This is a genomic window from Stenotrophomonas sp. SKA14, assembly GCF_000158575.1.
GTDB lineage: Bacteria > Pseudomonadota > Gammaproteobacteria > Xanthomonadales > Xanthomonadaceae > Stenotrophomonas > Stenotrophomonas forensis.
In genome coordinates, this window is sequence record NZ_DS999412.1 from 4,584,870 (window position 1) to 4,604,247 (window position 19,378).

Consider the following 19,378-nt stretch of genomic DNA (forward strand, 5'->3'; position numbering starts at 1 on the left):
AAGGTGCCTTGCGGTTGAACGCCTATTCTCGGGCCAGTGCCGCCCCGGCTCAACCAAGGAGCTGCGGGGTGTTGGGCAGGCCGTCATCGTCTGACCGCGTCGCGGCCGGAAAGTGCCCTTCCACCAGGGTCGAGACCTCTTCGATGGCGCCGCGCAGCGCCTCGACCGGGTTCGGGCCGCGCAGGCCCTCGCGTAGATGGGTGCAGACCCGCTGCCATTGCGCCGGACTGATCCTGCCGTGCAGGCCACGGTCGGCGACGATCTCGATCGCGTGGTCGGCCAGCAGCAGGTAGATCAGCACGCCGTTGTTGTGGGTGGTATCCCAGGTGCGCAGGCGGGCGAAGGCATGTTCGGCGGCCTGGCGCGGGGTGACCCGCCGCCACAGCGCGTCCAGCGGCAGGTCGGCCTCCACCGCGAACATCACCTGGCCACCGTGGCGCTGCTCGCCTGCCGCGATGGCCTCGGTGATCGCCTGCAGCGTGGCAGGCGGGAACGCGCGCCGTACCGACGGCGAGAACAGATGGCGGCACAGACGTTGGATCATCACCAGCCTCCCGATGCGCCGCCGCCGCCGGAACGGCCACCGCCGCCGCCCCAACCGCCGCCGCCAAAGCCACCGCCTCCACCGAAGCCGCCTCCGCCGCCCCAGCTGCCACCGCCCCAGCCACCGCCGCCGGCAAAGCGGCCCGGGTGCCCGGAGAGCATGGCGACAATCAGGCCAACGATGCCGGCCAGGCCGCTGGCCAGCAGCGTGGAGGTGAACAGGAACGCCGCCAGCGCCGCGCCGCCGCCGCCGAGCAGCCCACGCAGCGGGCGCGGCACGCGCGAGAACACCCCGCGCAGGATGCTGCCGGCAAACACGCCGATGAACAGGGCGAGGAACCAGGTATCGCCACCGCCGTCGGGCTCGCCGCCACGCTGGCCACTGACGGGTGCCGGCAGGTCCTCACCATCGATCAGCTTGACCAGCACGCCGGTAGCGTCGGTGATGCCACCGGCATAGTCACCGCTGCGGAAGCGCGGCACCAGGTATTCCTGGATGACCCGGTTGGCGATGGCATCGGGAATCGCGCCCTCCAGGCCGTAGCCGGGCTCGATGCGCACACGCCGGTCATCCTTGGCCACCACCAGCAGCACGCCGTCATCCACGCCCTTGCGGCCGATCTGCCACTGGTCGAAGACGCGCGTGGTGTACTGCGCGATGTCTTCCGGCTGGGTCGTGGGCACCACCAGCACCTGCAGCTGGCTTCCCTTGCGTTGCTGCAACTCAACGGCCTGCTGCACCAGCGCCTGCTGCTGCGTGGCATCCAGCGTGCCGGTGGTGTCCACCACCGGCGAATCCAGCGCAGGAATGGGCGCCAGCTGCTGTGCTTGCGACGCCAGCGGCAGCCACAGCAGCAGGGCCAGCAGCGCAGTGGCCAGGCGCATCGGTCAGTGGCCCGGCTGTGGTGCCGGCTGCTGCTGCGGCGCGTTGCCGAAATCGACCGCCGGCGCGCTGGAGATCTGCGCTTCGTTGTCCACGGTGAAGTTCGGCTTGGTCTTGTAGCCGAAGATCTTGGCGGTGATCACCTGCGGGAACGAGCGGATGTAGGTGTTGTAGTCCTGCACCTGCTGGATGTAGCGGCCACGGGCCACGGTGACCCGGTTCTCGGTGCCTTCCAGCTGCGCCTGCAGGTCGCGGAAGTTCTGGTCGGACTTCAGCTGCGGATAGTTCTCGGTGACCACCAGCAGCCGCGACAGCGCGCTACCCAGTTCGCCCTGGGCCTGCTGGAACTGCTTGAGCGAGGCTTCGTCATCGGCGTTGACGTTGATCTGGCCGACCCGCGAACGGGCGTTGGTGACTTCGGTCAGCACGCGCTCTTCCTGGCTGGCGAAGCCCTTCACGGTCTGCACCAGGTTGGGCACCAGGTCGGCGCGGCGCTTGTACTGGTTGATGACCTCCGACCAGCTGGCCTTGACCGCTTCATCCTTCTGCTGGATGGCGTTGTAGCCGCAGCCGGAGAGCAGGGAAGCCAGCAGCATCAGGGGCAGGATACGAGTGAACAGGCGCATGGCGGAGGTTCCGGGTGGACGTGGCGCCGAGCATGCCATGGTTCGGGTGAAGGTCGGCCATCGGGCGCCGCCCCCTCCGCGGTGGACATGCTCATGGATCGCCTGAGTAGTCCGGGCGCGTGGGCATGGCGGGGGACGCCGTGAATCCGTCCCTGGAGGCTTAGCCGCGCCATCCATGGCGCGGATACCCCCGCCACGCCCACCCGCCCGGCCTCGTACGGTTTCCTGCGCACCGCGGGAAGATCAAAAGAAAAAATCAAAATCAAAAACCCATGCTCCAGGCATTCGTGCCGACCAACGGTCGGCACCCACCATCAGCAGCAGGTTCCAACAGATCACAGGAAACTGTCGAAGGCGGGGTGGGTCCGGTTGAGGGGGTGTGAGCGGCATGGATGCCGCGACCAAGCCCCCATGGATGGGTTTACGGCGTCCCCCTCAACCGGACCCACCCCGCCATCCCACGGAATGCCAGCTGTTGCCGTTGCCGTTGCCGTTGCCGTTGCTGTTGATTGCAGCGGGTGCAGGGCTGCAAGCCCTGCCGGAACCCCATACCCCTCAGCAAGCCTCGGCCACCGCAGCGCGCGGACGCCCCAGCCACGCCAGCAGCAACCCCGATGCCGCCAGCAACCCACCGGCCACCGGCACCGCCGCATATCCCAGCCCCGAGCTGATCACCGCGCCACCCAGCGCTGCACCCACCGCATTGCCCAGGTTGAACGCACCGACATTGATCGACGACGCCAGCCCCGGCGCCTCGCTGGCAGCCTCCATCACCCGGATCTGCAGCGGCGGCACGATCGCGAAGGTCGCCGCGCCGAACAGCAGTACACCCAGCGCCGCCGTGGCGTGGCTCATGAAGGCCAGCGGCAACACGAACATCAGCACGGCAAGGACCGCCAGCAGGATACGGGTGGCGCCATCCAGCGACCAGTCGGCCATGCGCCCGCCGATGCCGTTGCCGAAGGTGAAGCCGATGCCGATCAGCGCCAGCGACATCGCAATGAAGGCGTTGGAGGCACCGGTCAACTCGGTCAGCACCGGCGCCACGTAGGTGTACAGCGTGAACATCGCACCGGCACCGAGCACCGTGGTGCCCATCGCCAGCAGCACCTGCGGCTGCAGGATCGCCTTCAGTTCCCGGCGCACGTCCGGACGGGGCCCGGGTGCCGACGCCGGCAGCGCGAAGCCCAGCGCGGTGATCGCGACCAGGCCCAGCATCGCGGTGCCGGCGAAGGACAGCCGCCAGCCCAGCTGCTGGCCGACCCAGGTCGCCAGCGGCACGCCGCCGATGTTGGCGATGGTCAGACCCATGAACATGGTGGCCACGGCGGCAGCCTGCTTTTCCTTCGGCACCAGGCTGGCGGCAACCACCGCGCCGATGCCGAAGAAGGCGCCGTGATTGAGGCTGGTGACCAGCCGCGACAGCAACAGCAGGCCGTAATTCGGGGCCAGCGCCGACAGCAGGTTGCCAACCACGAAGATCGACATCAGCAGCATCAGCGCGGTGCGCCTGCCGAAGCGCCCCATCAGCAGGGTCATCACCGGCGCGCCCAGCATCACGCCCACGGCATAGGCCGTGATCAGCATGCCGGCGGTGGGGATGTTCACGCCGACGCCGTCGGCAATGACCGGGAGCAGGCCCATCGGGGCAAACTCGGTGGTACCGATGGCGAAGGCGCCGACGGCAAGGGCCAGCAGGGCGGCTCGGGAATTCATGGCGGGTTCCTGCGTGGGGCAGGCCTTGGGAAGAGAGCGCGTAGCCTGCGCGCATCGTCCTGCCGGATTAAGCCCCGCGGCGGGGAAACACTGTTGCCCCCACTTCACAGATGACGCGTGGCGCTCCGCCGGGTATGTCCCGACAAGCCCTGCAACGCAGAACCCCCGGCAGTGCCGGGGGTTCTGGATCACGCGCTTACCAGTTGCCGGCGCCCGGCACGTGGTGTTCGCGTGCGCGGCGGCGCATCAGCAGGTTCAGCCACTCCACCAGCACCGAGAAACCCATCGCGGCGTAGATGTAGGGCTTGGGCACGTGCACGTCCAGGCCGTCCAGGATCAGCACTGCGCCGATCAGCAGGATGAAGGCCAGCGCCAGCATCTTCACCGTCGGGTTGGCGTCGATGAAGCGGCCCAGCGGGTTGGCGGCCAGCAGCATCACCAGCACCGACAGCAGGATGGCGGCGACCATCACCGGGATGTGGTCGGCGATGCCGACGGCGGTGATCACCGAGTCCAGCGAGAACACGATGTCGATCACCGCGATCTGCGCGATGACGTAGCCGAACACGGCCGAGGCCTTGGTCGTGCTGGGATCTTCATCCTCGCCGCCGCTGATCAGTTCCTTGATCTCCATGAAGCCCTTGATGATCAGGAACAGGCCACCGACGATCAGCACCAGGTCGCGGATGGAGATGCCCATGCCGGCCACGGTGAACAGGTTGGCCGCCATGTGCGCCAGATAGGCCAGCGACACCAGCAGCGCGATACGCGTGATGCACGCCACGGCGATGCCGAGCTTGCGCGCGAACGGGCGACGCTCTTCCGGCAGCTTGCTGACCGCGATGGAAATGAACACCAGGTTGTCGATGCCGAGCACGATTTCCAGCGCACTCAGGGTGAACAGGGTCACCCAGGCATTGGGGTCGGCGAGGAACTCAAAGGACATGGAAACTCTTCAAGGCAGTGGGGGAATGGGGTTTCAGCCGTAGCTGCCGGCCAGCGCGTGCGGAACCACGACCAGCGCCCAGCACAGCAGGACGTTCATCATCAGCACGAACACCGCCGCCGAACCCATGTCCTTGGCGCGGCCGGCCAGTTCGTGGATTTCGCTGCCGTAGCGTTCGATCACCGCCTCGATGGCCGAGTTGGCCAGCTCCATCGCCAGCACCAGCAGCATCGAGCCGATCATCAGCGCGCGTTCGACCGGGGTCTGGCCCAGCCAGATCGCGACCGGGGTCAGCACGATCAGCAGGTAGACCTCCAGCCGGAACGAGGACTCGTGCAGCCAGGCGGCGCGAAGGCCCTGCCAGGACCAGCGGGCGGCCTGGAAGATGCGGCGCGGGCCGCGCGGCAGGTGGCCGAACTGATCAGCCACGGGAGGAAGATCCAGCAACAGGAGCGCGGCGCAGCGACCGCTCAGACGCACGGCAGGGAATCATGGGTGCACAGGAATAGGCAGATGGCGGCCATTTTGCCACAAGGCCGCCAGCCATACCCCCGGCGGCCCGGCCGAATGGCCTGCCAACGGCAAGCAGCCGGCCGGCCCCTGCTCCTATGATGGAGGCTTCCTTCCCGCTGGAGCGCCTGATGTCCCATCGCCGTACCTGCCTGCTGATGCTGGGCCTGCTGACCGCCGCACCGCTGGCCCAGGCCCTGAGCCCGGCCAGGCCGCCCCAGGTGCCCGAACAGGTCTCGAACGTAGCCTGGGCGGGCGACATGGCCCGCTTCGCCAGCGCCGACCAGGCCAACCCGCCGCCGCGCGGTGGCATCGAGTTCATCGGCAGCTCCTCGATCCGCTTCTGGGAGAGCCTGGCCACCGACTTCCCCGGCCAGCCGGTGTTCAACCGCGGCTTCGGCGGCTCGGAAGTGCGCGACAGCACCTGGTACGCCGACCGCATCGTGGTGCCGTATGCGCCATGCAAGGTGTTCTTCTATGCCGGCGACAACGACCTCAACAGCGGCCGCAGTGCCGTGCAGGTGCGTGACGATGTGGTCGCCTTCGTGCAGCGCGTGCATCGCGACCTGCCGAAGACCAAGGTGGAGTACCTGTCGATCAAGCCGAGCCCGTCGCGCGCGCACCTGCTGCCGGCGATCAACGAAGCCAACACGCTGATCAAGGCCGCGCTGGCCAAGCTGCCCAACACCGGCTTCACCGACATCTACACCCCGATGCTCGGCGCCGACGGCCAGCCGGATGCGACGCTGTTCCGCGAAGACATGCTGCACATGACCCCGGCCGGCTACGCGATCTGGACCAAGGCGGTGGCGCCCAAGGTCAACTGCAACTGAGGGCGGCATGTGCCGGAGAGCGCCACGCGCACACGCTCCGGTAGATGCCAACCTTGGTTGGCATGAATGCGTCCACCTGCATCCAGTGAAAGCGCCGACCAAGGTCGGCGACTACCGAGGTAGCAAGCGGCGCGTCAGCGGAAAATGACCGTCGCCTCGGTGCCCTGCCCCGGCTCGCTGGCCAGGCTGACCTTCCAGCCGAAGCGGTCGCACAGGCGGCGCACGATCGACAGGCCCAGCCCGGTGCCCTGCGGGCGGCTGGGCTCGGCGCGGTAGAACGGCTCGAACGCGCGCGACAGCGCCTCGGCGGACATGCCGATGCCGGTGTCGCGCACCACCACCCGGTCGTTGAGCACATGCACGTCGATGCGCCCTTCGTCGGTGTAGCTGCAGGCGTTGCGCACCAGATTGCTGACCACCACCTGCAGCACCCGGGGCGGCGCATGCAGCTGCACCGGGCCATCGCTGTGCAGGTGCACCGCTACCGGGCGCGTTCCCAACAGTTCGTTGGCGTTGTCCACTTCATAGCGGACGATGTCGTTGACATCGAACAGCTCGATCTGCGGCTCGACATCGGCCTCGCGGGCCAGGATCAGGAACGCATCGATCACCGCTTCCATGTCACGGCCGGCGCGCTGGATGCGCTGCAGGCTGCGACGCAGGCGCGGCTGCAGCGTTTCATCGCCCAGCGCCATGTCACTGGCCACGCGGATCACGGTCAGCGGTGTGCGCAGTTCGTGGCTGGCATCGCGGGTGAAGTTGCGCTCGCGCGCCACATGCGCGCTGACCCGGTTGGCCAGCGAATGCAGGGCGGCCGCCAGCTGCCGGGTCTCGCCCTGCATGTCGGCCGGCAGCTTGTTCGGCTCCAGATCGGCCGCCTCGGGGTGGCCAGGGTCCCAGCGCGACACGCGCCGCGCCAGCCAGTTCACCGGCGACACCAGGCGCTTGGAGGCACGATAGGTCACCCAGCTGGCGCCATACACCGCCAGCAGGGTCAGCAGCACCGGCACGATGCCGAACAAGAACGCCAGCATTTCCGCACGCGAGCGCAGGAACACCAGGTACAGGCGGCCGGCCGGGCGCACATCGACCAGCACCAGCTGGTCGTCCTTGGGCAGTTCGTGGAAACCGGGTTCCAGGGTGCGCAGGTTGGCCGGCAACGACAACGCCGACTGCCCGCTTTCCAGCAGGTAGCCACGGATGTTCTGGGTGTTCGGTGGCGGCTGCACGGGCGAGGCCTCGTGCAGCGTCCAGTAGTACGCCGCTTCCTCGCGCAGGGCAGCGCCGACCAGGCTGTGCTTGATCACCAGCGAGACCAGCCACGCACCGAGCAGGATGCCCAGGCTGGCCAGCACTGCCTGCAGGATGAAGGCGATACGGATCTTGCGCGGCAGGCCGTGCGGCATTGCGGGGTCCCGGTCAGAGCGCTGCGATTATAGGCAGCGCGCCGCGCCGTGCGGGTGCACGGGCGATGACCGGCGGCAATGCCAGCCGGTCATCCCCTGCCCTCGTTCATGGCCATACCCCGGCCGTGCCTGCTGCTGCACCGGCACGGGCCTCGATCAGGCCATCGGCTGGGCGATATCGGCAATGCGGTAGCCGGCACTCTGCACGGTGTGCAGCAGCGGACGGTCGAACGGCTTGTCGATGATCTTGCGCAGGTTGTACAGGTGGCTGCGCAGCGTGTCCGAATCCGGCAGGCCATTGCCCCAGATCTCGCGCTCGATCTCCTGGCGGGTGACCACGCGCGGCGATTCGCGCATCAGGATGGTCAACAGGCGCAGGCCGATCGGCGAAAGCTGCAGCTCGGTGCCGGCACGGGTGGCACGCATGCTGACCGGGTCGAGCACCAGGTCGGCGACCTTGAGCACTTCCGAGCCGACCTGGCGACGCTCGCGGCGGATCAGCGCGCGCAGGCGGGCCTCCAGTTCCTGGATCGCGAACGGCTTGGTCAGGTAGTCATCGGCGCCGAACCCGAGGCCGGTGAGCTTGTCGTCCAGCGTGTCGCGTGCCGTGAGCATCAGCACCGGGGTGGACTTGCGCGCATCGTTGCGCAGGCGACGGCACACTTCGATGCCATCCAGGCGCGGCAACATCAAGTCGAGCACCACGACGTCATAGCTGTTTTCCGCCGCGAGGCGGTAGCCATCCAGGCCGTCCTGTGCATAGTCGACTTCGAAGCCGCGACCTTCCAGGTATTCCCCGATCATCTCGGAGATGTTGCGGTTGTCTTCGACCACCAGCACCAAGCCGGAGGTCTCCTTCGTCTGACGCATGTGATTCCCTCTAACTTCAGCTTTGTGAAACATGCCGGATCGACGGTGGACGCGATGTGAAGTTCCGTCAAGAGGGATGTAAATCGTTCACAGCAGCGGACGCAGCAGTGGCCAGACGTTGTCCAGCACCTTCGGCTGCGCCTGCGCCGTAGGGTGCAGGCCATCGGGCTGCATCATGCCCGGCTGCAGGGCCACGCCCTCCAGCAGGAATGGCAGCAGCGGCACCTTGTACTGCGTGGCAAGTGCCTTGTAGGCCGCCGCCAGGCGCTGGCGGTAGGCCGGTCCGTAGTTGGGCGGCACGTCGATGCCCAGCAGCAGCACCCTGGCGCCCGCCTTCTGGCTGGCCTGCACCATTTTCTCCAGGTTGCCCTGTACCTGCGCCGGGGTCAGCCCGCGCAGCGCGTCGTTGCCGCCCAGCGCAATCACCACCACGGTCGGCTTCTCCTTCGCCAGCAGGCCCGGCAGGCGGGTCAGCGCGCCGGCGGTGGTCTCCCCGCTCATGCTGGCGTTGACGATGCGTGCCGGGGTTTTCGACTGCTGCCTGACCCGCTGCTGCAGCAGGCTGACCCAGCCGGCGTCGGCGGGGATATTGTGGGCAGCACTGAGGCTGTCGCCGAGTACCAGCACGGTACCCGCCGGACCTTTGGCACAGGCCAGCCCCGGCAACAGCAGGAACCCTAGCAGCAGCACCATCATCGCGCCGGCTCGCCGGCTCCATTCCGTCTTGCGCATCTGGAGTCTCCTCATCGACAGCCTGTCCCCCCGCAGCGCGCCCGTCGCCATCGCCGTCGACCAGGTCGGCAAGTCCGTCCAGGGCCCGGAGGGTGAAGTCCACATACTGGACAACATCACCCTGACCGTCCATGAAGGCACCAGCGTGGCCATCGTCGGCGCCTCCGGTTCCGGCAAGACCACCCTGCTCGGCCTGCTGGCCGGGCTGGACCTGCCCAGCCGCGGCAACATCACGCTGGCCGGCCAGGATCTGGGCGGTCTCGACGAGGAAGCCCGCGCCCAGCTGCGCGCACGCGAGGTCGGCTTCGTGTTCCAGAGCTTCCACCTGCTGCCGGCGCTGACCGCTGCCGAGAACGTCGCGCTGCCGCTGGAACTGGCCGGCCGCGAAGAGCGGGCGCGGGTGGACGAAGTGCTGGCGCAGGTCGGCCTGGCCCATCGCGCCCGTCACTACCCGCGCCAGTTGTCGGGCGGCGAGCAGCAGCGCGTGGCCCTGGCACGCGCCTTCGTCACCCGCCCGCGCATCCTGTTCGCCGACGAACCGACCGGCTCGCTGGACCACGCCACCGGCCAGCACATCAGCGACCTGCTGTTCGAACTCAACGCCGGCAGCGGCACCACGCTGGTGCTGGTCACCCACGACCTGCGACTGGCCCAACGCTGCCAGTACATCCATCGCATCGACGACGGCCGCCTGCTGCCGGTCGAGCGCGGAGCGGCAGCATGAACCTGCTGCGCCATGCGTGGCGCGCGCTGCGCCGCGAGGCGCTGGCCGGCGACCTGCTGACCGTGTTCGCGGCCTTGGTGCTGGGCGTGGCGGTGATGACCGCGGTCGGCACCCTGGTCAACCGGGTCAACCTGGCCCTGACTGGCAGTGCAGCGGAAATGCTCGGCGGTGACCTCGGCATCGCCGGGCGCGACGACCCGGCGCAGGCCTTCGCCGAAGAAGCACAACGGCGCGGACTGGCCTACACCCGCATCGCCAGCTTCGGCAGCGTGCTGTTCCACGGCGAGGCCAGCCAGATGGCCAGCATCAAGGCGGTGCAGGCCGGTTATCCGCTGCGCGGCGCGCTGCGGGTGCGGGCCACGCCCGGCGGTGCGCTGATCGCCGACGCCGGCATGCCAGCCAAGGGCCAGGCCTATGCCGATCCGCGCTTGCTGCAGGGGCTGGGGCTGAAGGCCGGCGATGACCTCGAGTTCGGCGCCGGCACGCTGCGCATTGCCGGCATCATCGAGGCCGAGCCGGATGCCGGCGGTGACCTGCTCACCCTCTCGCCCACCCTGCTGGTCAACCGCGCCGATGTGGAGGGCACTGGCCTGCTCGGCCCGGGCAGCCGCATCAACTACCGGCTGATGTTCGCCGGAGCGGCCGATCAGGTGGCCGGGCTGCGCCAATGGCTGCTGCCGCAGGCCAAGGGCCTGCGCCTGCTGAGCGTGGATGACACCCAGCGTGGCGTGCGCCAGGCGTTCGACCTGGCCGGGCGCTTCCTCGGCCTGAGCGCGCTGCTGGCGGTGCTGCTGGCCGGCGTGGCAACCGCGCTGGCGGCCAACCGCTTCGCCCTGCGCCGCATCGACCAGGTAGCGATCCTGCGCTGCCTTGGCGCGCGCCAACGCGACATCCTGTTCGGCCTGGCACTGCAGCTGCTGATGCTGGCGGTGCCGGCCTGTGCGCTCGGCATCGGCCTGGGCATGGCCGCGCAGGAAGGCCTGGTGCAGGTGCTGGGCAGCCTGGTGCCGCAGCGCCTGCCGCTGCCGGAAGCGATGCCGGCGCTGACCGGTGCCGGCATCGGCCTGTTGCTGCTGTTCGGATTCGGCCTGCCTCCGCTGCTGCGCCTGCGCGGGGTGCCGCCGATGCGCGTGCTCAACCGCTCCTTCGCTGCGCTGCCACCGGCATCGCTGCTGGCCTATGTCGCCGCGCTGGCGGCCAGCCTGCTGCTGGCGGTGCAGGTCACCGGCGACCTGAAGCTGGCCCTGTGGGTGCTGGGTGGGCTGGCCGCACTGGCAGTGGCCGCCGGTGTGGTCGGCTTCGCGCTGCTGCAGCTGCTGCGCGGCCTGCAGCACCGCCTGCATGGCAACTGGCGACTGGGCCTGGCCGCACTGACCCGGCGCCGCATGCTGGCGGTGATGCAGCTGGTCGGGCTGTCGCTGTCGCTGTGCGCACTGTTGCTGCTGGCGGTGACCGGTCCAGGCCTGCTGCAGCAGTGGCGCGAGCGCCTGCCTGCGGATACGCCGAACTACTTCCTGATCAACATCCAGCCCGAACAGCGCGACAGCGTGCTGGCCGCGCTGCGCGGATTGGGCGCCAACGATGCCAGCATCGAACCGATGGCCACCGGCCGCCTGATCGCGATCAATGGCAAGCCACCGCTGCGCGTGGACCGCACGCCCGATCAGAACGGGCAGCCGGCATCCGGCGAAGCCCAGCGCGACGACGATGACGAGAACCGGCCGTTGAACTTCAGCTGGCGCAGCGGCTTCCCGCCGGCCAACACGCTGGTCGACGGCACGTTCTGGACGGCCGACAGCACGGCCCCGGAAGCGTCAGTGGAGATCGGCTGGGCCAAGCGTTACGGGGTGGCCATCGGCGACCGCATCAGCATTGCCGTCGGTGAACAGGAGCGCGAATTCACCGTCACCAGCGTACGCAAGGCGGACTGGAACACGTTCCGACCGAACTTCTTCGTGCTGCTGAACCCCAACGCGGTGGGCGACACCCCGCACAACCTGCTGTCGGCGTTCCATCTGCCGGCCGGCAAGGCGGCCGGGCTGGGTGAACTGGTGCGCGCGCAGCCGAACCTGTCACTGCTGGACGTGGATGCGGTGATCTCGCAGGTGCGCGATGTGATGGAGCGGGTGGCGCAGGCGGTGCAGCTGGTGATGGTGTTCAGCCTGCTGGCCGGCGTACTGGTGCTGCTGGCCGCACTGCAGGCCACGGCCGGCGAGCGTCGCTATGACAGCGCGGTGCTGCGCACGCTGGGCGCGACCCGGCGCCAGCTGCGCGGTGCGGTGCTGGTGGAATTCGGCGCACTGGGCACATTGGCGGCGCTGCTGGCGGTAGGCGCGGCGGCGGCCATCGGCGTGGCGGTCTCGCAGAAGGTGTTCGAGCTGCCGTTGTTGCCGCCGTGGCCGGGCCTGCTGATCGGCGGCGTGGTCGGCATCGGGCTGAGCCTGCTGGCCGGCTGGTGGGGCACCCGGCGCATCCTGCATGCGCCGCCGGCCCTTGCCTTGCGCGAAGCTTGACGCGGCGTCGGACCGGAGAGCGTGCCGAGCAAGCTCGGCACCTACCAAAGCGCAGGACTAGTAGATCCACGCCATGCGTGGATGCGGGAAAGAGCAATGGACCGGTAGATCCACGCCGTGCGTGGATGCGGCAAAGAGCGTGCCGGGCACGCGCGGCGAAGGAGCGGTAGATCCACGCCACGCGCGGATGCGGTGCCGGGCGCGCCCGGCACCTCACCAGAACCGCGGCGGCGATCAACCTTCCTTCGGCGCCTTTTCCACGTACTTGGCGAAGACTTCGTCGATCTGCTTGTCCTTCACCTTCTTGCCGGCCTGGATCTCTTCGGCCTGGGTGAACAGCGGGATGATCATTGCCATGCCGTCGATCTTGGTCTTCAGGTGCACGCCCGGGGCCTGGCCGAGGAAGCCGTCCCAGCGCTGGCGCACCTTGGCCCAGTAACCGGCGGTGGCCTTCCAGTAGTTGCGGGCCGGGGTGAAGTCGATCTCGGTGGTCTTCACGTAGTCGTTGAAGCCAAACTCGCGCGCGATCTCCACCTGGCTGCCATCGGCATTGCGCTGCACCTTGGTGTTGAACTGCTCGTGGGTCCAGCCGTTCGGGGTCAGCGTGTGGCGGTTGATCACGGCCAGCGCGTTGTAGTCGCTGCGCTTGGTGTACTCACGACGCGGCAGCGGACGCCAGCTCAGGTCGCTGGTCCAGCTCGGCACGTTGTTGCTGTAGGTCCACTTGCCGGTGCCGCAGTAACGCGGCGCATCGCTCACTTCATACACGCACTGGGTCCACGCCCCCTGGTTGGTCGCCGCCGGGATGGTTCGCACCTGCCAGGTCTGGTCGGCACTGAACTCGAAGCGGTTCGGCGCTTCGTACACCCAGTCCTGGCGCCAGTGCTTGGTGATGTGGCCGCTCTTTTCGTCCAGCAGCAGGTGCTGCAGCACGATGCGCTTCGGCGTGTCTTCCACCACGATGACCACTTCGTTGCCGCCGCTGCGCATCGCCGGTGCGCGCTCGTAGCCGGGCTTCAGCAGCACGGTCTCGTCGAAGGCGAAATCCACGGTGTACTCGCCCTGCATGGCGAGGATGCTGTCATGGTCGCGGGCGATGTCGGAGGGCTGCGCGCTGGCCACGCCGCTGGCGGCGAGCAACAGCAGGGCGCTGGCTGTCTGGAACTTCATCGGGGTCTTCCTTCAGGGTTGCAGGTTTGTTGAGAGGCCATCCGTGGCCGACAGGCGTTCCATCAGGTTCAAAGACGGATCAGCGGCAGGTCGCCGGGAATCCGCGGTGCCGGTCGCCGTGCGGCGTCGGCGCAGCAGCAGTCGTCGATCGCCAGCTCGCCTTCGGCGCCTTCCAGGCGAGCGATACGGCGCGCGGTGGCGGCGCCCAGCGAGGACAGGGTCGACAGGCTGGCGGCCAGGGTGCGGCCATCGTCGGCCGCATGCAGGCGCAGCGCGCACAACCGCCAGCGCTGGCCGCCGAGGTGGCCGGCCAGGCGTCGCCACAGGCGCTCGCCGACGCTGCCATCGCTGTCGTGCTGTGGGCCCGGCGGCAGCGCGGCCACCAGCCGGTCCCAGGCCAGGAAATCGCTGTCCGGCAGCAGGTACAGGCGCCACACGCAACGGCCGCGACTATCGAGGAAACACAGGCTTTCGCGCAGTCCCTCGCTGTCCACGCCCTGGCAGGCATGCACGCGCACCGCCTGGCGCCAGCCGCCCAGTTCGTTGCCGTCGGCGTGGTACAGGCACAACACGGTGCCGAGCGTGGCCAGCTGTGCCGGGGTCGGCCAGGCCGCACCGTTCGGTGCGGCGATGGAGTCGTTCCTGCGTGCGGACAATGCTCGGCTCATGAGGTCACCAGGAAACGGCAAGGCTGGCGGAGAAGGTGCGGCCCGGGCTGGTATAGCGGTCCAGCACGCGGCTGGTCGGCAGCAGCGTCGAACCGACGTTGGACCAATCGATGTAGCGCTTGTCGGCCAGGTTGAACACGCCGACGTTGAAGGTCGCGCCCGGCGCGAAGTTCCAGTGCGCCATCAGGTCGGTCACACCGTAGCCCGCCGGGCGATAGGCCGTGGTGCTGGCCAGCCGGTCCTTGCGCTTGACGAAGGTGCCAGCCAGCTCGACACCCCAGGTCTCGGTGTCGTACATCAGGCCGACGGTGCCACGCAGCGGATCGACCGAGTCCAGCGGCGTATCTTCGGTCTTGTTGTCGCCGCGCGACCAGGCCACCGCGCTGCGCAGCGCCCAGCCCTGCAGGGTCGGGCTGATCTGCCCGAAGTCGACACCGGCCTTCAGTTCGGCGCCGTAGATGCGCGCGTCGGCGATGTTGCGCGACTGGAACACCATCAGGCCCTGTTCATTGGTGCCGACCAGCGACTGCGACTCGATGAAGTCCTTGTACTCGTTGTAGTAGCCACTGACGCTGACGTAGGCGGCCGGCGACAGGAAACGCAGGCCCAGCTCCATGCCATCACTGGTTTCCGGCTTCAGGTCCGGATTGGGAATGGCGGTGTAGCCGAAGGCGAAGTTGGTGAAGCCAAGGTTGACGTCGTTGTACGGCGGCGAGCGGAAGCCATGCGAGTAGCCGGCGAACAGCGACCATTCGTCGGTGAAGCGATAGACCATGCCCAGCTTCGGCGAAACGCTGGTCTTGGTCAGCTTGGCCACCGGCACGCCGGGATTGTCTTCGGCGAAGATGCTGTCCACCTCCGGCTTCAGCTCGTAGCGGTCAACGCGCACGCCCGGCACCAGCGACAGCTTGCCGCCGGCCATGCGCATCTCATCCTGTGCGTAGAGGCCCAGCTCGGTGGTCTTGCTGATCGGGAAATCGCGTACCGGGAACGCATCGGGCAGGATGGTGGTGCTGGTCTGGCCGTTGGCCAGCACCTGGAAACCATCGCGCTTCTGGCGGATTTCGGTGCGTGCGCCCTCGAAGCCGTAGGTCAACGCGTGTTCGACGCTGCCGGTGCTGAAGGCCTTGTTGAACTGCGCCTGCAGGCCGTACACGCGCTGGTCGAAATTGAACTCGCGGTGGCGACGGCTGCGGTTGGCGCGGTCCTCGTCGGTGACCTGGGTGGTCTCGCTGTGCTGGGTGTAGACCTGCCAGTGCAGGCTGTCGGCGAAGCCCTTGTCCAGCGCATCCATTTCATGGGCGAACGACACGCGGGTGCGGTTCTGCTTGTCGCGCGCCTTCATGCCGGTGGTGGTGGTGCGGTCGATCGACGACAGCACGTTGGTCTCGGTCTTGTCTTCGTTGCCTTCCACGGTCAGGCGGAAACGCTGGTCCTCGCTCGGCGCGTAGACCAGCTTGGCCAGGCCGCTGCGACCATCTCGGTCCTGCGGGTTGGGCGCAGTGCGGGTGTTGTCGAGGCTGCGCACGTCACCCTTGTTGTCGGTTTCCTGGCCCTGGCGATGGTTGATGTTGACCATGCCGCTCCAGTGCTCGCCACCGAAGGCGCTGGTGACGCCGCCAAGCAGCCCCTTCCACTCGCCGTCATAGCCGAACTTCAGGCCGACGTAGCTGTCCTTGCCGTCCTTCAGATAGTCGGCCGGATCCTTGGTGACGAACGCGACCACGCCGCCGAGCGCGTCCGAGCCATACAACGAGCTGGCCGGACCGCGCACGATCTCCACGCGCTTGAGCGTGTCCAGATCGGTGAAGTTGCGGTTGGCATTGGAGAACGAGCCAATGTTGAAGCTGGTCGGCATCGCGATGCCGTCGGTCTGCACGCGCACGCGGTTGCCGTCCAGGCCACGGATGCGGATGCTGCCCAGGCCGAAGCGGGCCGCGCTGCGGTTGACCGACAGGCCCGGCTCGTAACGGAGCAGATCCTTGATGTCCTGCACCAGGTGCCGGTCCATCTGCTCGCGGTCGATCACATCGACCGTGGCGGCCACATCACTCACCGCACGCTCGGTGCGGGTGGCGGTGACCTGCACGCGATCGAATTCGCGCGCGTCGGGCGTGGCGGTGGCAGCGGCGGCAGCATGGGCGGACAGCGGCAGGGCCATCCAGACAGCAAGGCAAAGGGCGGTATGGCGGGTCATCGGTTTCGTTCGGTCAGGCAAGGGAACCCCCGGTTACCGGCACACCCGGAGGGTGCGCGCGATAGACCGAGGGGGAGAGAGCAGGCGCGGACGGGTCGCCCACCCTGTCGGCGTTGCCGGCAGGAGGGAGGGAGGCGGGCGACCAGGCCGCGGTTACTTGGTCAGAATCAGCTTGTCGTTGCTGGTGTGCCGCAGGCGATAGAAGCGGTCGCCGTGCTGGATCAGGATTTCACGACGGCCCTTGAGCAGGGCTTCGCTGTCGATGACCTCTTCCGGCGGAACGACGCGGACCGGACGATCGCGGAGGGTCAGCGTTTCGGGGCGCAGCAGTACAGGTTGAGCATTCATGAGCATCTGGACTCGTGCGAGGGACGAGTTAAATGATAATGATTCTCAGTTGACAATCAACAACCATTCTCAATTTGATTGATGAGATTAATGATCGAATCCGGAAATTCGATAGCTGCCATCAATCAAAATGGCGAGGCGCTTTTGTAGAATCGAGCGCTGCTCGGCTGCTCTCCCAGCGCCGGAGTCGAGCATGGCTCGACTCTACGAAGGGCAGTCAGGCGAAGACGGCTTCGACCTGCGCCCAGCCGGCCGCATCGACCTGCTCCAGCACCTCCAGCGCCTGCAGGTTCTGCAGCAGCTGGCTGACCCGGCTGGCGCCGAGGATCACGCTGGAGACGTTCGGGTTGCGCAGGCACCAGGCAATGGCCAGGGTGGCCGGGGACTGGCCCAGCGCACGCGCCACCTCGCTGAAGCGGCGCACCTGGCCCAGCCGGGCCTCGGCGTCCGCCCCCAGCACCATGTCCTGCAACCACTCCATGCCCGGGCGGCCCAGCCGCGCATCGGCCGGGATGCCCTGGTCGTACTTGCCAGTCAACAGGCCCGAGGCCAGCGGCGAGAAGATGGTGGTCCCCAGGCCGGCACGCGCATATAGCGGTGCGTACTCCAGCTCCACCCGCTCGCGGTGCAGCAGGTTGTACTGCGGCTGCTCCATCGACGGTCCCTGCAGGTTGTGCGCCTCGGCGATGTCCAGCGCCTGCTGGATCTGCGCGGCCGACCACTCCGAGGTGCCCCAGTAGAGGATCTTGCCCTGCCGCACCAGCGTGTCCATGGCGTGCACGGTCTCGGCGATCGGGGCGTCCGGATCCGGGCGGTGGCAGTAATAAAGGTCCAGGTAGTCCACCCGCAGGCGCTTGAGCGCGGCATGGCAGGCATCGGTCACATGCTTGCGCGACAGGCCGCGCTGGGTCGGCCGCGGGTCCTTGGCGCTGCCGAAGAACACCTTGCTGGACACGCAGAAACCGTCGCGCGGCAGCCGCAGGTCGCTGATCACGTCACCCATCACCTGTTCGGCGCGGCCGTTGGCGTAGCCCTCGGCGTTGTCGAAGAAGTTGACACCCTGGTCCCAGGCAGCCGCCACCAGGTTGCGCGCCTCGTCGCGTGGAATCTGGTCACCGAAGGTCACCCAGGCACCGAAGGACAGGGCGGAAATCGGCAGGCCGGTGGAGCCCAGGCGACGGTATTGCATGCGAATCTCCTGCTGCGGGCCCGCATCCGGGCCGGGATCGAGCCTCATTCTACCTGCCACTGCCGGCCGCAACCCCTTGCCGTTGCTGGCCTGATCGGTACCGATGGACGCCTGCACGTTGCTTTTCCTTGCCCCGGCCCCGGCCCTGCACTAGGCTTCCCGTTTTTCGCGACGCCCCAGGGGAGTCACTCACATGGTCGAAGGTTTGGGCAGGATCGGCTTCGGCCTGTTCGGGTTGGCGGTGCTGATCGGCATCACCTGGTTGTTTTCCAACAACAAGCGCGCGGTTGACTGGAAGCTGGTTGCCACCGGTATCACCCTGCAGATCGCCTTCGCGGCGCTGGTGATCCTGGTGCCGGGCGGGCGCGACGTGTTCGATGCGCTGGGCCATGGCTTCGTCAAGGTGCTGAGCTTCGTCAACGAAGGCTCGGGTTTCATCTTCGGCTCGTTGATGGACACCAAGAACTACGGCTTCATCTTCGCCTTCCAGGTGCTGCCGACCATCATCTTCTTCTCGGCGCTGATGGGCGTGATGTACCACCTGAACATCATGCAGGCGATCGTGCGCGTGATGGCGTGGGCGATCACCAAGGTGATGCGCGTGTCCGGTGCGGAAACCACCAGCGTCTGCGCCAGCGTCTTCATCGGCCAGACCGAGGCGCCGCTGACCGTGCGCCCGTACATCGCCAAGATGACCCAGTCCGAGCTGCTGACCATGATGATCGGCGGCATGGCCCACATCGCCGGCGGCGTGCTGGCGGCCTACGTGGGCATGCTCGGCGGCGGCGACCCGGTGCAGCAGGCGTTCTACGCCAAGCACCTGCTGGCGGCCAGCATCATGGCCGCACCGGCCACCCTGGTCGTGGCCAAGCTGCTGATTCCGGAAACCGGCACCCCGCTGACCCGCGGCACGGTGAAGATGGAAGTGGAGAAGACCTCCAGCAACATCATCGATGCGGCCGCGGCCGGCGCCGGTGACGGCCTCAAGCTGGCGCTGAACATCGGCGCGATGCTGCTGGCCTTCATCGCCCTGATCGCGCTGTTGAATGCCCCGCTGACCTGGCTCGGCGATGTGACCGGCCTGGCGGCCGCGATCGGCAAGCCGACCAACCTGTCGACCATCTTCGGTTACGTGCTGGCCCCGATCGCCTGGGTGATCGGCACGCCGTGGGCCGATGCCACCACCGTCGGTTCGCTGATCGGCCAGAAGGTCGTGATCAACGAATTCGTCGCCTACACCGAGCTGTCGCAGATCGTGAACGGCCAGGTGGCCGGCGTGAGCCTGTCCGACGAGGGCCGCCTGATCGCCACCTACGCGCTGTGCGGCTTCGCCAACTTCAGCTCGATCGCGATCCAGATCGGCGGCATCGGTGGCCTGGCCCCGGAACGTCGCCACGACCTGGCCAAGTTCGGCCTGCGCGCGGTGCTGGGCGGTACCATTGCCACCTTCATGACGGCGACCATCGCCGGCGTGCTGACGCACTTCAGTTGAACCCTTGGTTGA

18 protein-coding genes are annotated in these 19,378 nt (G+C 67.8%); 4 read left to right on the plus strand and 14 right to left on the minus strand.

What is annotated here, in order from left to right; all coding sequences use genetic code 11:
* Positions 1-49: 49 nt before the first annotated feature.
* The 6 genes from SSKA14_RS21095 to SSKA14_RS21120 all read right to left on the minus strand — a co-directional run bounded on the left by SSKA14_RS21095 (position 50) and on the right by SSKA14_RS21120 (position 5,143).
* Entirely contained in the window at positions 50-544 is a 495-nt protein-coding gene (locus SSKA14_RS21095; protein ID WP_008267016.1) for a TPM domain-containing protein, read from the minus strand.
* Entirely contained in the window at positions 544-1,428 is an 885-nt protein-coding gene (locus SSKA14_RS21100; protein ID WP_008264852.1) for a TPM domain-containing protein, read from the minus strand. Before SSKA14_RS21100 ends, SSKA14_RS21095 begins: the two co-directional genes overlap by 1 nt.
* A 3-nt stretch (positions 1,429-1,431) precedes the next feature.
* Entirely contained in the window at positions 1,432-2,052 is a 621-nt protein-coding gene (locus tag SSKA14_RS21105; RefSeq protein WP_008266893.1) for a LemA family protein, read from the minus strand.
* Positions 2,053-2,607: 555 nt separating this feature from the next.
* Entirely contained in the window at positions 2,608-3,768 is a 1,161-nt protein-coding gene (locus SSKA14_RS21110) for an MFS transporter (protein WP_008264869.1), read from the minus strand.
* Between the two features lie 196 nt (positions 3,769-3,964).
* Entirely contained in the window at positions 3,965-4,714 is a 750-nt protein-coding gene (locus SSKA14_RS21115; RefSeq protein ID WP_008265253.1) for a TerC family protein, read from the minus strand.
* A 33-nt stretch (positions 4,715-4,747) separates the two neighbouring features.
* Positions 4,748-5,143, minus strand: a complete 396-nt coding sequence (locus SSKA14_RS21120; RefSeq protein WP_008268574.1) for a diacylglycerol kinase — start codon at positions 5,141-5,143, stop codon at positions 4,748-4,750.
* 212 nt (positions 5,144-5,355) lie between these two features.
* On the opposite strand from SSKA14_RS21120, the gene SSKA14_RS21125 reads away from it, so the two are divergent.
* Positions 5,356-6,057 carry an SGNH/GDSL hydrolase family protein gene (locus SSKA14_RS21125; RefSeq protein WP_040009898.1) on the plus strand — a complete coding sequence of 234 codons (702 nt, stop codon included), beginning with the start codon at positions 5,356-5,358 and terminating at the stop codon, positions 6,055-6,057.
* A gap of 134 nt (positions 6,058-6,191) precedes the next feature.
* Here SSKA14_RS21125 and SSKA14_RS21130 read toward each other — a convergent pair whose 3' ends face one another.
* From SSKA14_RS21130 to SSKA14_RS21140, 3 genes are all read right to left on the minus strand, one after another.
* Positions 6,192-7,463 (minus strand): HAMP domain-containing sensor histidine kinase, encoded by a 1,272-nt coding sequence (locus tag SSKA14_RS21130; RefSeq protein ID WP_008267650.1) that lies wholly within the window; start codon positions 7,461-7,463, stop codon positions 6,192-6,194.
* 156 nt (positions 7,464-7,619) lie between these two features.
* Positions 7,620-8,333 carry a response regulator transcription factor gene (locus SSKA14_RS21135; RefSeq protein ID WP_002811889.1) on the minus strand — a complete coding sequence of 238 codons (714 nt, stop codon included), beginning with the start codon at positions 8,331-8,333 and terminating at the stop codon, positions 7,620-7,622.
* Between the two features lie 87 nt (positions 8,334-8,420).
* Positions 8,421-9,080 carry an arylesterase gene (locus SSKA14_RS21140; RefSeq protein WP_198283618.1) on the minus strand — a complete coding sequence of 220 codons (660 nt, stop codon included), beginning with the start codon at positions 9,078-9,080 and terminating at the stop codon, positions 8,421-8,423.
* Positions 9,081-9,114: 34 nt separating this feature from the next.
* Here SSKA14_RS21140 and SSKA14_RS21145 point away from each other — a divergent pair, with 34 nt between their 5' ends.
* Complete coding sequence (locus SSKA14_RS21145) at positions 9,115-9,789, plus strand: ATP-binding cassette domain-containing protein (protein WP_083797431.1); 675 nt, start codon at positions 9,115-9,117, stop codon at positions 9,787-9,789.
* On the plus strand, positions 9,786-12,302 hold the full coding sequence (locus SSKA14_RS21150; protein ID WP_008268233.1) for an FtsX-like permease family protein: 2,517 nt from the start codon (positions 9,786-9,788) through the stop codon (positions 12,300-12,302). The genes SSKA14_RS21145 and SSKA14_RS21150 overlap by 4 nt, the downstream gene beginning before the upstream one ends.
* A gap of 234 nt (positions 12,303-12,536) precedes the next feature.
* Here SSKA14_RS21150 and SSKA14_RS21155 read toward each other — a convergent pair whose 3' ends face one another.
* From SSKA14_RS21155 to SSKA14_RS21175, 5 genes are all read right to left on the minus strand, one after another.
* Positions 12,537-13,472, minus strand: a complete 936-nt coding sequence (locus SSKA14_RS21155) for a DUF6607 family protein (protein WP_008265376.1) — start codon at positions 13,470-13,472, stop codon at positions 12,537-12,539.
* A 68-nt stretch (positions 13,473-13,540) separates the two neighbouring features.
* A complete protein-coding gene (locus SSKA14_RS21160; protein ID WP_008264913.1) occupies positions 13,541-14,140 on the minus strand; it encodes a hypothetical protein in 600 nt (199 codons plus the stop codon).
* Between the two features lie 4 nt (positions 14,141-14,144).
* Positions 14,145-16,301, minus strand: coding sequence for a TonB-dependent hemoglobin/transferrin/lactoferrin family receptor (locus SSKA14_RS21165; RefSeq protein ID WP_008268092.1), 2,157 nt, complete (start codon positions 16,299-16,301; stop codon positions 14,145-14,147).
* A 189-nt stretch (positions 16,302-16,490) separates the two neighbouring features.
* Positions 16,491-16,685: a hemin uptake protein HemP gene (locus SSKA14_RS21170; RefSeq protein WP_005412278.1), complete on the minus strand. Its 195-nt coding sequence runs from the start codon at positions 16,683-16,685 to the stop codon at positions 16,491-16,493.
* 217 nt (positions 16,686-16,902) lie between these two features.
* A complete protein-coding gene (locus SSKA14_RS21175) occupies positions 16,903-17,874 on the minus strand; it encodes an aldo/keto reductase (RefSeq protein ID WP_040009902.1) in 972 nt (323 codons plus the stop codon).
* 193 nt (positions 17,875-18,067) lie between these two features.
* Here SSKA14_RS21175 and SSKA14_RS21180 point away from each other — a divergent pair, with 193 nt between their 5' ends.
* Positions 18,068-19,366, plus strand: a complete 1,299-nt coding sequence (locus SSKA14_RS21180; protein WP_004154263.1) for a nucleoside transporter C-terminal domain-containing protein — start codon at positions 18,068-18,070, stop codon at positions 19,364-19,366.
* Positions 19,367-19,378 lie beyond the last annotated feature (12 nt).